Below are 13,453 nucleotides of genomic sequence, written 5' to 3'. Positions count from 1 at the left end.
CGCCACCAGGCTTTCGCTACCGGGCTATCGCCACCCGGGGAAGGCCGGACGGAGCCGGGAAGGGCCCGGAAAGACCGGAAAAGGAAGGCAGGTCAGGACACCGGGAAAGGGGAGCCGGATCCCGGCTCCCCAGGCGTTCGCAGACGTTCCCAGGCGCCCGCTCAGGCTTCCTCAGGCGTCGATCCGGGACCGGTCCAGGGTTGCCGCGGAGCCGGCGATGAATTCCTTGCGGGGCGCGACCTCGTTGCCCATCAGCAGGTCGAAGACCTGCTCGGAGGCCTCCAGGTCGGAGATGTTGATCCGGCGCAGGGTGCGGCGGCGCGGGTCCATCGTGGTCTCGGCCAGCTGGTCGGCGTCCATCTCCCCCAGGCCCTTGTAGCGCTGGATGGAGTCCTTGTAGCGCACTCCGTCCCGCTGGAACTGCATCAGCGTCTCGCGCAGCTCCCGGTCCGAGTAGGTGTACACGTACTTGTCCTGGCCCTTCTTGGGCTGGACCAGCTCGATGCGATGCAGGGGCGGCACGGCGGCGAAGACCCGGCCCGCCTCGACCATGGGCCGCATGTAGCGCTGGAAGAGGGTCAGCAGCAGGCAGCGGATGTGCGCGCCGTCGACATCGGCGTCGACCAGCAGGATGATCTTGCCGTAGCGGGCGGTGTCGATGTCGAAGGTCCGGCCGGACCCGGCTCCTATGACCTGGATGATCGCGCCGCACTCGACGTTCTTGAGCATGTCCGAGACGGACGACTTCTGGACGTTGAGGATCTTGCCGCGAATCGGCAGCAGCGCCTGGAACTCGGAGTTCCTGGCCAGCTTGGCGGTACCGAGTGCGGAGTCGCCTTCGACGATGAACAGCTCGCTGCGCTCCACGTCGTCGCTGCGGCAGTCCGCGAGCTTCGCGGGCAGCGAGGAGGTCTCCAGCGCGGTCTTCCTGCGCTGTGCCTCCTTGTGCTGCCGGGCCGCGATACGGGTGCGGGCGGCCGCCACGGTCTTGTCCAGGACGGCGCGCGCCTGTGCCTTCATGTCGCGCTTGGTGGACGTCAGGAACGCCTTGAGCTCCTTGGCGACGACGTTGGCGACGATCCTGCTGGCCGCCGAGGTGCCCAGCACCTCCTTGGTCTGGCCCTCGAACTGCGGCTCGGCCAGGCGCACCGTGACGACGGCGGTCAGGCCCTCCAGGGCGTCGTCCTTGATGATGTCGTCCTCGGCGACACGCAGCAGCTTCTGGGACCGCAAGGCCTCGTTCACCGTACGGGTGACGGAACGCTCGAACCCGGAGACGTGGGTACCACCCTTGGGGGTGGCGATGATGTTGACGAACGACCGGACGATCGTGTCGTAGCCGGTACCCCAGCGCAGTGCGATGTCCACGCCCAGTGAGCGGGTGACGTCGGTGGGCGTCATCTGGCCGTGGTCGTCCAGGACCGGAACCGTCTCCTTGAAGGTGCCCTCTCCCTGGAGCCTGAGCACGTCGCACACCGGCTTGTCCGTGGCCAGGAACTCGCAGAACTCGCTGATGCCGCCGTCAAAGCGGAAGGACTCCTCCCCCTTGGCGCCGTTGTCCCCGAGGCCGAACTCGTCCCGTACGACGATGGTGAGCCCGGGCACCAGGAAGGCCGTCTGGCGGGCCCGCTGGTAGAGGTTGTCCAGGGAGAGCCGGGCGTCCTTGAGGAAGATCTGCCGGTCGGCCCAGTAGCGCACCCGGGTGCCGGAGCGGCCCTTGGGGATCTTCTTGGTCTTGCGCATGCCGCTCTGCGCGTCGAACGCCGCGTCGGGGCCCGTCCCGGCGAAGGCACCGGGCACGCCGCGCCGGAAGCTGATGGCATGGGTGCGGCCGCCGAGGTCCACCTCCACGTCGAGACGTGCGGACAGGGCGTTCACCACCGAGGCGCCGACGCCGTGCAGACCGCCGGAGGCGGCGTAGGCGCCGCCGCCGAACTTGCCGCCCGCGTGCAGTTTGGTCATGACGACCTCGACACCGGACAGGCCCGTCTTGGGTTCGACGTCGACGGGGATGCCTCGGCCGTTGTCACGGACCTCCACGGAGCCGTCCTCGTGAAGGATGACCTCGATGTGGTCGCAGTGACCGCCCAGGGCCTCGTCGACGGAGTTGTCGATGATCTCCCACAGGCAGTGCATCAGTCCGCGACTGTCCGTGGACCCGATGTACATGCCGGGTCGCTTGCGGACGGCTTCGAGCCCCTCGAGGACGAGCAGGTGCCGCGCGGTGTAGTTGGAACTGTCCCTGTCCACGATGCCGCCTGCTCCGGTCAGCAGCGCGGTGGACGGCACGGACGTCTCGGCGGTCACGCGGTTCGCTCCTCGCTTAATTCCGATGGGCACCTGATCGGCAGGGGACCCGTCTTGTGTCACCGATGAGAGGGTACCGAGGCCTGGTAGAGCCGTTGTAACGCCACCCTCGCCCGCAAACACAGTATCCCAAGACTCGCATACCTGTTCGACATCGGGAGGTGCTGACGTGTACATCACGTTCCCTTCCAGGCATGAACCATTTAGGCTCCGGGCACGACCTCCTGAACACCGGCAAGCCGGCCGGGAGGGAATGACCTGACAGCGAGCGCGAAACCCGTAAGACACGAAGACACGCAATACGGCACATTCGCCGCCAACCGGCAGCAGACAGCCGTCCCGGAAGGATCTTCGAAGAAGAAGAATTCTTCGAGGGAATTGCCACGAGCGGGAACGTTTCGTGGCTGGTTGGATGTTGTCCCTGGTACGACAGCTCGTCGAGCTAGAGAAGAGGCGACGTGACTACTGTTCTGACCCCCGCGAGCCCGCTGACGGCCGCCGATCGCTGCGACCGCTGCGGCGCACAGGCCTACCTGCGCGTTGTCCTGCCCAGCGGCGGTGAACTGCTCTTCTGCGCCCACCACGGCCGCAAGTTCGAGCCGGAACTCAAGAAGATCGCCGCTGAGATACAGGACGAGACGGAGCGGTTGAACTCCGCTCCGACGTCAGCCTCCGAAGACGAGCGCTGACGCAACCCCCCTCATCGACCACGACGAGCATCCCGGCAGCAGGCCGGTGAACGGGCGGTCGCCCCTCCCTCGCGGAGGCGACCGCCCGCTCGCATGCCGCGGTCGATTCAGCCCTCGGCGTACATCGACACAGCGGCGTCGGCGTACAGGGGCAGCCTCCCGCGACGGAGGTATCGAATTTTTGTGCACCCACAGCAGGGCGGGGCTTGCGGTCCGCCCGGACCTGTCGGGTGTCACGTGCTGAAGCTGGCAGGTCGACCCGTGCGCCGGATCACTGCCCCGCTGTCGGGCTGCCGCGCAGCACCCCTGCGATCCGCGTGTAGACCCCGGGCCGTTCGGCGCGTCCGCAGCCGCTGCCCCAGGACACCAGCCCTATCAGTCGCCCCCGGGCGACGAGAGGCCCCCCACTGTCCCCCTGGCAGGCGTCCCGGCCGCCCTGTGAGGCCCCGGCGCACACCATGGCGCCGGGCAGGTAGGTGCCCTCGGCGCTGCCCGGGTAGGCGCGTTTGCACGCTGCATCGGTCAGCACCCGGACGTCTGCCGCCCGCAGGCTCGCTCCGTAGTCTCCGGCGCCGGTGGTGTCCCCCCAGCCGTACACGGTGGCCGTGGTGCCCGCCTGGTAAGCCGTGTCGCCGTCCGGGGCCGTGGGGAGCACGGAACCACGGGGAAGCGGCCGTGAGAGCGTGAGGGCGGCGATGTCGCCGCTGTTCGTGCGGCGGTCGTAGTACGGGTCCACGGAGATGGCTCGTACCGGGATCTCCTGGCCCTGGTCGCTGCTCAGGTCCTGGCGGCCCACGATGACCTTCAGGTCGTGCACCTGGGCGGGCGCGACCCCGAGGGTTTCCGGACTGAGGCAGTGCGCGGCCGTCAGGACGGTCGATCGGCCGACCAGTGCGCCGCCGCAGAACTGTCCGGATCGGGTTCCCCCGAACCGGTCACGGCTGGCCAGCGCCACCATCCACGGCGCGTCGGCGACGTCGACCGGATGGCCGCCTATCACCTTGCTGCCGGCCATCGCGGAGGCGGTGTGGGCCGGCGCCGCGAACGCCGTTCCCGTTCCCAGGGCCAGTGTGGCGGTCAGCGTGCCGAGGGTACGTCGACGCATGGGGTGCTCCTCACTCCGGGCGGCGGATCAGCACACCCAGAGTCACCCGACGCAGGAAAGGGCGCATCCGTGCCCACGCCACGGGCCCGGCTCCCTGGAGGGATGCCGGGCCCGTGGTGTGCCGTGGCGGACGGTGCCGTCTTCCGGCGGTTGCGGCGCCGCGGTGTGGCGTGCCGCAGTGCGCGCGAGGCGCGCCTAGTCGAGGTAGTCGCGGAGCACCTGCGAGCGGGACGGGTGACGCAGCTTCGACATCGTCTTGGACTCGATCTGGCGGATCCGCTCACGGGTGACGCCGTACACCTTGCCGATCTCGTCGAGGGTCTTCGGCTGACCGTCGGTGAGACCGAACCGCATGGAGACGACGCCCGCCTCGCGCTCGGAGAGCGTGTCGAGCACCGAGTGCAGCTGCTCCTGGAGCAGCGTGAAGCTGACCGCATCCGCGGGGACGACTGCCTCGGAGTCCTCGATGAGGTCACCGAACTCGCTGTCGCCGTCCTCACCGAGGGGGGTGTGCAGAGAGATCGGTTCGCGGCCGTACTTCTGGACCTCGATGACCTTCTCCGGGGTCATGTCGAGTTCCTTGGCCAGCTCCTCCGGGGTGGGCTCGCGGCCCAGGTCCTGGAGCATCTGGCGCTGCACACGGGCGAGCTTGTTGATGACCTCGACCATGTGAACGGGGATGCGGATGGTGCGGGCCTGGTCCGCCATGGCGCGGGTGATCGCCTGGCGGATCCACCAGGTGGCGTAGGTGGAGAACTTGTAGCCCTTGGTGTAGTCGAACTTCTCCACCGCACGGATGAGACCGAGGTTGCCTTCCTGGATGAGGTCCAGGAAGAGCATGCCGCGGCCGGTGTACCGCTTGGCGAGGGAGACGACCAGGCGGAGGTTGGCCTCGAGGAGGTGGTTCTTGGCGCGTCGGCCGTCCTCGGCGATGATCTCCAGTTCGCGCTTCAGCTTGGGCGCCAGCTTGTCGGCGCTGGCCAGCTTGTCCTCGGCGAACAGACCGGCTTCGATGCGCTTGGCCAGCTCCACCTCCTGCTCTGCGTTGAGGAGGGGGACCTTGCCGATCTGCTTCAGGTAGTCCTTGACGGGGTCGGCGGTGGCGCCGGCGGCGGCCACCTGCTGGGCCGGGGCGTCGTCCTCGTCCTCGTCGGAGAGGACGAAGCCCTGGCTGCCGTCTTCGGCGGGCTCTTCGCCGGCCTTGCCGGCGCTCGGGGTCTCCTCGGTCGCGTCCTCTTCGAGGAGCTCCTCGGAATCCTTCTTGGCCGTGGTCTTCTTGGCCGCCGTCTTCTTGGCGGTGGTCTTCTTGGCGGCGGCCTTCTTGGCCGTCGTCTTCTTGGCCGCGGCCTTCTTGGCGGGCGCTGCCGGCTTGTCTTCGGCGGGGACGTCGACGGTCGCGGCCTCGGAGACGGCGACGGTGGCAGGGGCGGGCGCTGGGGTCTTCTTGACCGCGGCTTTGGTCGCCACGGTCTTGGTGGCGGTGCGCTTGACCGGACTCTTCGCTGCGACGCTCTTTCGGGTGCGCTTGGGCTCCGCGGCACTGACCATCAGCGTCACACCCTCTTCCTCGAGGATCTGGTTGAGGCTGCGCAGTACGTTCTTCCACTGAGTGGCCGGAATCTGGTCAGCTTCGAAGGCCCGACGCACGTCATCGCCGGCGATCTGCCCCTCGGCCTTTCCCCGCTCGATGAGCGCCATGACAGAGACGGACTCGGCAATCTCCGGGGGGAGCGTACGGGATGTGCTGGCCGACACGAACAACCTCTCGGAACGTTGGAAACGGCTTCCGGCGCCTGTCCTGAGTAGGACTGGAGCCGACGACCGCCGACCTGGGGATGAGCCGACGGCGTGGGCGGGGGCCGGGGAGATGGACAGCGCCGTCAACGGCGGCTGTATTCCCTCCTCGACTGTCACCTCTTAGGTCATCGCAGAGTCCCGAGGAGCGTTACGCCCAATTCACGTGGCCCGAGTCACACCGCGTAACGCCCATATGCGTATAAATGCCCTTCCCGTTGTCTCCGGGTGGCTTGCCAGCGGCTTGTCTCCGGGTGTGGCGGGAGGCCTGACGCGCGGATGGAGACGGTCCCCTGGGGTCGGGCGGGTCGGCAGGCGAGCGTGAGCCTGGATGGGTACCGGGAGGGCCCGGTACCAGCGGACCTTGTCGGTGCCGGGGCTCGGTGGTGCCGGCGAGTTTGGTGGGCGCCGGGGGCTCGGTGGTGCCGGGGGGCTCGGTGGGCGCCGGGGGCCGGGTGGGTCCGGCGGGGCTCGGTGGCGCCGGTCGGTTGGGTGGGCGCCGGCGGGGCTCGGGGGCTCCGGTTGAGGTGAGGGGGTGCCGCCAGGGACTCAGCGAGTGCCGCCGGGTCCGGGTGGGGTGCCGCCTGAGCTCGGTGAGGGGCTCGGTGGGGTGTCTTCGAGCTGTCGCGGCGGGCTGTGCAGCTGTGGCGGCGCGGTGCGCGGCCCCGTGATGCCGGCGGCGCCGGCGGCGCCGGCGCCGTCGATCGGCCACTGGACCTGTGCCGGTCCCGGGTGTGATCCGGCACAGGTCCGGCGTGCGCGTGCCGCGCCGGGGTGACGGGCGGGCACGGCGGGTGTGGGGCCGCGCCGAACGGCGCAGGAGTCGGGGCGTGGCGGCCCGTGCCCCTGCGGCGGCATCGCGCTGTCCTCAGTGCTCGCGTGGCGCCGGGACCACCCGCTCCACCTCCGGGTGGACGGTCAGCAGTTGGCGCATGGCGGTCTCGGCGGCCGTGCCGTCGTTTGCGGCGAGCGCTTCGGTGATCCGGGCGTGCAGGCCGAGCGCTGCCTCGGTGGGGCGGTCACAACCGGTGACGGGCCCTCCGGAGACCTGCAACGCGGCGGAGACGATGCCGGACAGGTGCTCCAGCATGCGATTGCCGGCGACCTGGATCAGCAGGGCGTGGAACTCGGCGTCGGCGCGGGAGAAGGTGAGGGTGTCGGCCTGTCCGAGGGCATGGCCCATGATCTCGACCATGTCGAGAAGCCGCTGCTGGACGTCTTCCCTGCCGTGCCCGGCGGCGAGCCGGGCGGCGAGAGGCTCGATGGTCCAGCGCAGCTCGCTCAGCTCCCGCCGCTGGTCGTCCCGCTGCGGTCCGAAGGCGCGCCATTCGATGATGTCGGGGTCCAGGAGGTTCCAGTCGCTCACCGGACGCACTCGGGTGCCTACGTTCGGGCGGGCGCTGACCAGGCCCTTGGCTTCGAGGACGCGCAGCGACTCACGGACGACGGTGCGGGAGACCTCGAAACGGTGACCGATCTCCTCGGGGACGAGCGGGCGGTCGGCGCCCAGGTCGCCGGAGACGATCATCTGGCCGAGCTGCTGCACGAGTTGGCCGTGCAGACCGCGGCCGCGGTTTCCGGCGGCACGGCGCCCGACGCGGCCGAGGTCCTGCTCCGTGCCCTCCCAGGCCGACGCGCCGCTGACACGGTCGGCGCCGGGGGACTCCGCATAGGGATAGCTGTCGAGTTCGCCCGGTCCGACGAAGCCGGAGTCCGAGGAGCGGGCGGTGGTCATCATGGTGTGCGCAAGGGTACTCACGGATCCTTTGTCGGCGTCCCTCCGAACTGCCTTGAGGTCTTTGGTGAAAAGCACACGAAAGGGTGATCGCTCACCCCACGCCAATTGACGCCTTATCGGAAAGATACCTGCATTATTGAGGGAGTTACGGACATTCATGCCATCAATCCGGAGGAAATCGGAAGAGAAGGGGTACTAACGAGCCCGACCACGAAACCTCGTGAGCAGAAATGCACAGAACAGAATGATCAGTGACAACACCAGTGCACTTCCGACCGGTTGACCGACCATTCGGGCAACGGCGCTCGCCCAGGGGCCCGTACCGACCGGCTCACGCCCCACCGCAATCCCGCCGAGCTGCCCGGGAATTCCCGCACTCGCCCGCACCGTCGGCTCCGCGAGGGCCCAGCGCACCACGGGCATGACGACGAGCGGCACGGAGAGCACCGCGGCAAGTCCCGCACTGGTGGAACGGAACAGGCCCGCCGCCAGCACCCCCGCCCAGGCGCACCCCACCACCAGGCAGAACCAACTCGTCGCCGCCCCGACCCAGTCGACGGATGCCACGGCGCTCCGTGCTCCGTGGACGAGGTGCAGCACTCCCACGTCACCGCCGATCGTCGCGCCGGCCAAGAGGAGCGCCGTCCCGCCGGCGACGAGCAGTTTGGCGCCCAGCAGACCGAGTCGCCGGGGCACCGTGCCGCGGTCGGCGGCCAGAGCGGGATACCGGTACTCCTCACCGAAGGCGAGCGCCCCCAGAAGGCCCGCACCGAGCGCGGCGGGCGGCAACGGAAGCTCCCGAGGCCAGGCCGCGAGCACGTACGGCTGCGGGGTACGCCCCACTCTGGCGAGCAGCACGCACAGGACGGCGGACGTGACCACGACGCCCGTGGCGATGACATAGCCGCTCGTGACTCCGGCGACCCGGCGCACCTCGTAACGCAACGGACGCAGTGGTCCACGGGCCGGCCACACGACGATCGGCGGCGGCAGGGACGCCGCGCACGCCCTGGATGGAGCGTCATCCCGTCCCCCCACCGGGGGCGGTACGGCAGCTGCCGGTTCGGGGCCGCGTCCCGCGAGTGCGGACGTGCGCGGCGGCAGGTCGCGCAGCGGTGCGGCGAGGGATGCGGCGACCGTGGCATGTTCAGCGGATGGTGCCCGGTCCGTGGGTGCGGCGAATTCAGCGGCTGGGGCAAATTCCTTGGGCGCGGTGAGCTGCGTAGTAACGGACGTGTGGGTGGAGGCCGGTACGGGGGATACCGTCGGCGCGTGGTGCCGGGCGCCGCGAATCGGCCCGGGCGCCGCCGCGTCCTTGCTGTTCGGAGAGTCGCCGGGGGCGCGCAGTGTGGCTGTCGGTCGCCGGGTCGCCGTGCCCATGTCGCCGATTTCATCGGCCAGTCGGTGGATGAGAATGCCGTGCCGGAACGCCGTCTCGCCGATGCACGCGCAATTGCTGCCGTATACCGAAAGGCGGTTGCCGTCTTCCTGAACCACTTCGATGGGGCGGTGGGCGGCTCTGGCTTCCTTCGTCAGGAGAACACCGAGACGGGCCGCGTGCGGACTGCGGACGGCGACTCTGGGCCGAAGCCTGGTGCGGGCGAACTCGGCGGCGCGCTGGTCGGCGACGACCTTGCCGCCCTCCAGCGTGATCACGTGGTCGGCGGCGTGCGCGGCCTCCTTGGGGTCCGCGGTGGTGAACAGCACGGCCCCGCCGTTCCTCGCGTGCTCGCCCAGCAGGCCGTGCAGCCAGCGGGCCTCGTGGGGAGCCAGCTCCCCGGTCGGGGCGTCGAGGACGAGGGTGTGCGGGTCGGTCAGCAGCGCGCAGGCCATGCCGAACCGCCGGTCCAGGCCCCGCGAAAGGCTGCCCAACACCTCACCGCGCAGGCTGACCAGACCCATGTCCTCCAGCACCTCGTCGGCCCGGACCGAGGGCAGGCCCGCTGCCGCGCACAACATCCGCAGGTGGCCCCGCACCGTACGCCCCGGGTGGCCCGGCACATCGCCCAGCAGGACGCCCACTTCACGCGCAGGGTGCGCGATACGGTGGAGAGGTCGCCCCCGGAAAAGGGTGAGCCCCCGACCCGGCTCCAGCTCCAGCATCAGCCGCAACGCCGTCCCGCCCACGGCATGCGGGGCGAGCAACACGGTGACCTCCCCCGGGCGTGCCTCCAGCGACACATCGTCCAGGAGCGGCTTGCGCGGCCGGCGCGGATGAGCCGACACCCCACGCAGATACGCCGGCCACGACGCGCGCCGTCGTTTCGGCTCCTCCGGCCGGTCCTCCTGAGGGTCGTGCCTGTTCTGCTGTCGCGGCGGCTCCTGTCCGCGCGCGCTGCGGTGCAGGCACTCCTCGCGGCGGGTCCCGATCAGGAGTTCCTTGCGGGGATTGCTGGTCAGTCCGATGGCCTGGATCATCGCTTCCCTCGTGGGCGGTGCGACCGCTCGGCGGCCGGGGCACGTCCGACGGGAACCCGGATGGACGAACCCCACGGGCATGGCAGAAAGATAACGCGATATTAGTTATTTTTCGGGTATACCGGGCGACACGATGTTCCGCCACGGCGCGGAGTCACCTACAGAAGGGCCCGGTGACCCGCGGTCGGCGTGCCACGTGCCGAACGCCGTGCGCCGGGCACCGGACCTCGGACCTCGGACCTCGGCGTCGGCGTCGGCGTCGGCGTCGGCGTCGGCGTCGGCGTCGGCACAGAGCACCTCGGCCGAGCCGTGTCGTCACACCGTCAGCAGTGCCTGGAGCCGGCTCAGACCTCGGGACGCAGCATCGGAGGGTTGAGCAGGGTGGCGCCGCCCGCCGTGAAGAGCTGGGCCGGGCGGCCACCCTGACGCGTGGTGGTACCGCCTGTCGGGACGAGGAAGCCCGGGGTCCCCGTCACCTTCCGGTGGAAGTTGCGCGGGTCGAGGGCGACCCCCCACACGGCCTCGTACACCCGGCGTAGCTCGCCGACCGTGAACTCCGGTGGGCAGAAGGCCGTGGCAAGCGAGGAGTACTCGATCTTCGAGCGGGCCCGCTCGACCCCGTCGGCGAGGATCTGCGCGTGATCGAAGGCGAGCGGTACCGCCTGCTCGTCCTCGCGTCCGCCGCCGCCCGGCGCCAGCAGCGTCTCCACGGGCGCCCAGCGGGCACCGCGGGCGTCGCCGCCCGCACGGGGCGCGGGCAGGTCGGGCGCGAGGGCGAGGTGTGCCACGCTGACCACCCGCATCCTCGGGTCCCGCTTGGGGTCGCCATAGCTGGCGAGCTGCTCCAGGTGTGCACCGTGGTCCTGCACCGGCACCTCGGGGTCGTGCACGCGGAGCCCCGTCTCCTCGGCGAGTTCCCGCGCAGCCGCACCGGTCAGATCCTCGTCGGCCCGTACGAAACCCCCGGGAAGCGCCCAACGCCCCTGGAACGGCGGCTCACCGCGCCGCACCGCGAGCGCGCAGAGCGCGTGGCGCCGTACGGTCAGCACGACCAGATCGACAGTGACAGCGAAGGGCGGAAAAGCCGACGGGTCGTAGGGCGACATGACGCGATCATAGTCGTCTGCCTGACGATAAACACGCTGTTCGGCGTGGGTTCCGCCAGGCCTCCGCGCCGGTGCCGTTCGCGTCGCGCCGGCCGTGCCACGTCGGCCCGTGCCACCCGTGGACGCCAGTCGCACCGTGGACCGTGGATACCAGTCGCACCGTGAGCCGCTTCCCGGGCCGCGGCGCGGCTCCCTCCGCGTGCGGAGCCTTCAGCCGCGGCCGGTGGTGCGGCGGTGGCGCGGTGGGCGAGACGCAGCCGGACCGCCGGCCGCTGCGCGTCCGCTTCCCGGCCGGGTCGACCGCGGGCCGCGGCGAGCCTCACCCCTCGAGCCGGACGGGCGGGTACGGCCGGATCCCCTCCCGAGGACCCTTGCGAGGGCGCCCGTGGTCCGCGGGACCCGCCCTCCGTCCGGTGCGGCCTGCTGGTCGCCCGGGGCGTGCTCGACGACCGGGACCTGCTCGACAAGCGTGGCCTCTTCGTCGCCCGGGGCCTCTTGATCACCCGAGGCCTCTTCGTCACCCAGGGTCTTCTCCACGGCCGCCGCCCCCGGCTCCTCACCCACGACTGCCGCAGATACCTCCCGGGCACCCCGAAGCCCATCGCCGGTAGGACGGACCAGAGCAGACCAATCTGCCGCAGACCAATCGATGGCAGACGAGTCCACGTCAGAGCGTTCCCCGTGAGAGCGAGCCCCGTCGGTCCGGCCCGCGTCAGGCAGCTCCGCGTCAAACCGGCCCGCGTCAGGCAGGTCAACGTCAGACCGCTCCACGTCAAGCCGGTCCACTGCGGATCGGTCCACCGCGGATCGGCCCGCACTCTCCCGGCGCAGGCATCGCCGGACCGCTTCCGGGGCCACGCCCTCGTTGCACGCCTGGTGGAGCAGCCGGGCCAGGGTGTAGTCCGGATTCGCGCCCAGTGCCATGGCCAGGGCCTCGCGAGCCTCCAGCTCATCGCCCGTCGACCAGGCGACCCAACCGGCCAGGGTCAGGGGTGCCGCGGCGTACTCGGTGTACGGGCCCACGCACCTGCGGGCGAGGGCACGCCAGAGGCGCAGTGCCGGGCCGCACACCTCGCCCTCCATCCATTCCGCGAATCGATCGCGCGTCGTCCTGTCCTGGAGGCCGAAAATCAGGGCGGCGGCCTCGTCGTGAGCGAGGAGCCCGTCGTCCTGCTGGTCGGCTTCGAGGGCGCCGTGCGCACGCGGGGCGCAGGCCAGGCGTCCGATGAGGCGCCGGGCCAGGTCCAGCGTGTCGGCGGCCACCTCGGCCCGATGGGCGTCGTCCAGGATCATGGGCGCGAGCGCCATTCCCGCGGCGTCGAGGGCGACCTGCTGGTCCAGCGCGGCCGCGGTCTCCCAGGGCGTCAGTCGGGCACGGAACTCCTTCAGCGTGCCGCGCACTTGGAAGCCCGCGTACGTCATGGCGGCCGAGAGGACCGAGGAGCCGGGCAGCCCCATGGGTGTGCCGTCCTCGGAGCAACACTGCGGGCCCGGGCAGCAGTACGACCAGAAACGGCCGTCGGAGATGCACAAGGCCTCCAGGACCGGGATGTCGAGGCTGCCGCACTCGGTGCGCAGCAGCTGCGCCAGCGGTCGCAGGGCTTCCATCACCTGGTGGCCCGTCTCACCGCGCGCCGGCTCCCGGCAGACGAAGGCGACCATGCCCTCGGGCCGAGCGCCGCGTCGCTCGCAGCCGCTGACCAGGCAGCGCGCCAGCTGCCGGGCCACCGTGGGCCAGTCCTCGGCACGCTCCGGAATACCCAGGCGAGCCCGGCCGCCGAAGCTGCCGTGGCCATGCCGGTCGTGGACGGTGACCAGCACGATGCTGTCCTCCGGCCGATAACCGAGCAGGTAAGGCAGGGCATCGGCCAGTTCGGTGGCCGAGCGTAAGGTGACCTGCTCCGCCGGGGTCCCGGCCGTGCTGGCGACATGAGCCGACGCGGAACGTGCGGCTCCCGCCCTGCCGTCGCCTGCGGTGTCCGGCACCGCGTCATCACCGTCGGGCATCGGCGGCGCGGCGGAGTCCGGACGGTCCGGCCGGCGCACCTGGCTGGCATGGGACATGCACGCGCCACCCGAGCGCGACACGGACACGCCGAGTTCGCCGACTTCGGGCTCGCTGACTTCACGCTCACTGGCTCCGGGCTCGCTGACTTCGAGCTCGCTGGGCACCACTTCGCTGACTTCACGCTCGCCGGCCGCCACTTCGCTGACTTCGGGTTCACTGGCTTCGACTTCGCTGACATTGACTTCGCTGACATTGACTTCGCTGTGCTGCGTCATGAGAAGACTGTGA

Annotated in this window: 8 protein-coding genes; 1 reads left to right on the top strand and 7 read right to left on the bottom strand. The window is 70.4% G+C overall.

What is annotated here, in order from left to right:
• Positions 1 to 171 precede the first annotated feature (171 nt).
• Positions 172 to 2,307 carry a DNA gyrase/topoisomerase IV subunit B gene (locus NQO67_RS30145; RefSeq protein WP_255953491.1) on the bottom strand — a complete coding sequence of 712 codons (2,136 nt, stop codon included), beginning with the start codon at positions 2,305 to 2,307 and terminating at the stop codon, positions 172 to 174.
• Positions 2,308 to 2,765: 458 nt separating this feature from the next.
• Between NQO67_RS30145 and NQO67_RS30140 the strand changes: the two genes are divergently transcribed.
• Entirely contained in the window at positions 2,766 to 2,996 is a 231-nt protein-coding gene (locus NQO67_RS30140) for a DUF7455 domain-containing protein (protein ID WP_255953490.1), read from the top strand.
• Between the two features lie 271 nt (positions 2,997 to 3,267).
• On the opposite strand, the gene NQO67_RS30135 is transcribed toward NQO67_RS30140, so the two are convergent.
• From NQO67_RS30135 to NQO67_RS30110, 6 genes are all read right to left on the bottom strand, one after another.
• Positions 3,268 to 4,101 (bottom strand): serine protease, encoded by an 834-nt coding sequence (locus NQO67_RS30135; RefSeq protein WP_255953489.1) that lies wholly within the window; start codon positions 4,099 to 4,101, stop codon positions 3,268 to 3,270.
• A 195-nt stretch (positions 4,102 to 4,296) separates the two neighbouring features.
• Positions 4,297 to 5,862, bottom strand: coding sequence for an RNA polymerase sigma factor (locus tag NQO67_RS30130; protein WP_255953488.1), 1,566 nt, complete (start codon positions 5,860 to 5,862; stop codon positions 4,297 to 4,299).
• A gap of 901 nt (positions 5,863 to 6,763) precedes the next feature.
• On the bottom strand, positions 6,764 to 7,654 hold the full coding sequence (locus NQO67_RS30125) for a FadR/GntR family transcriptional regulator (protein ID WP_255953487.1): 891 nt from the start codon (positions 7,652 to 7,654) through the stop codon (positions 6,764 to 6,766).
• Between the two features lie 174 nt (positions 7,655 to 7,828).
• Entirely contained in the window at positions 7,829 to 10,051 is a 2,223-nt protein-coding gene (locus NQO67_RS30120) for a DUF8746 domain-containing protein (RefSeq protein WP_255953486.1), read from the bottom strand.
• A gap of 344 nt (positions 10,052 to 10,395) precedes the next feature.
• On the bottom strand, positions 10,396 to 11,157 hold the full coding sequence (locus NQO67_RS30115) for an NUDIX hydrolase (RefSeq protein ID WP_255953485.1): 762 nt from the start codon (positions 11,155 to 11,157) through the stop codon (positions 10,396 to 10,398).
• 210 nt (positions 11,158 to 11,367) lie between these two features.
• The gene (locus tag NQO67_RS30110) at positions 11,368 to 13,440 is read right to left on the bottom strand and encodes a DUF4192 domain-containing protein (protein WP_255953484.1); all 2,073 of its coding nucleotides are present in this window, start codon (positions 13,438 to 13,440) and stop codon (positions 11,368 to 11,370) included.
• Between the last annotated feature and the right edge of the window lie 13 nt (positions 13,441 to 13,453).

It is taken from the genome of Streptomyces odontomachi (assembly GCF_024435355.1).
In the GTDB taxonomy this organism is placed as follows: domain Bacteria; phylum Actinomycetota; class Actinomycetes; order Streptomycetales; family Streptomycetaceae; genus Streptomyces; species Streptomyces odontomachi.
Note: the sequence above shows the minus strand (reverse complement) of the source record. Positions and strands in the feature narration are given on the sequence as shown.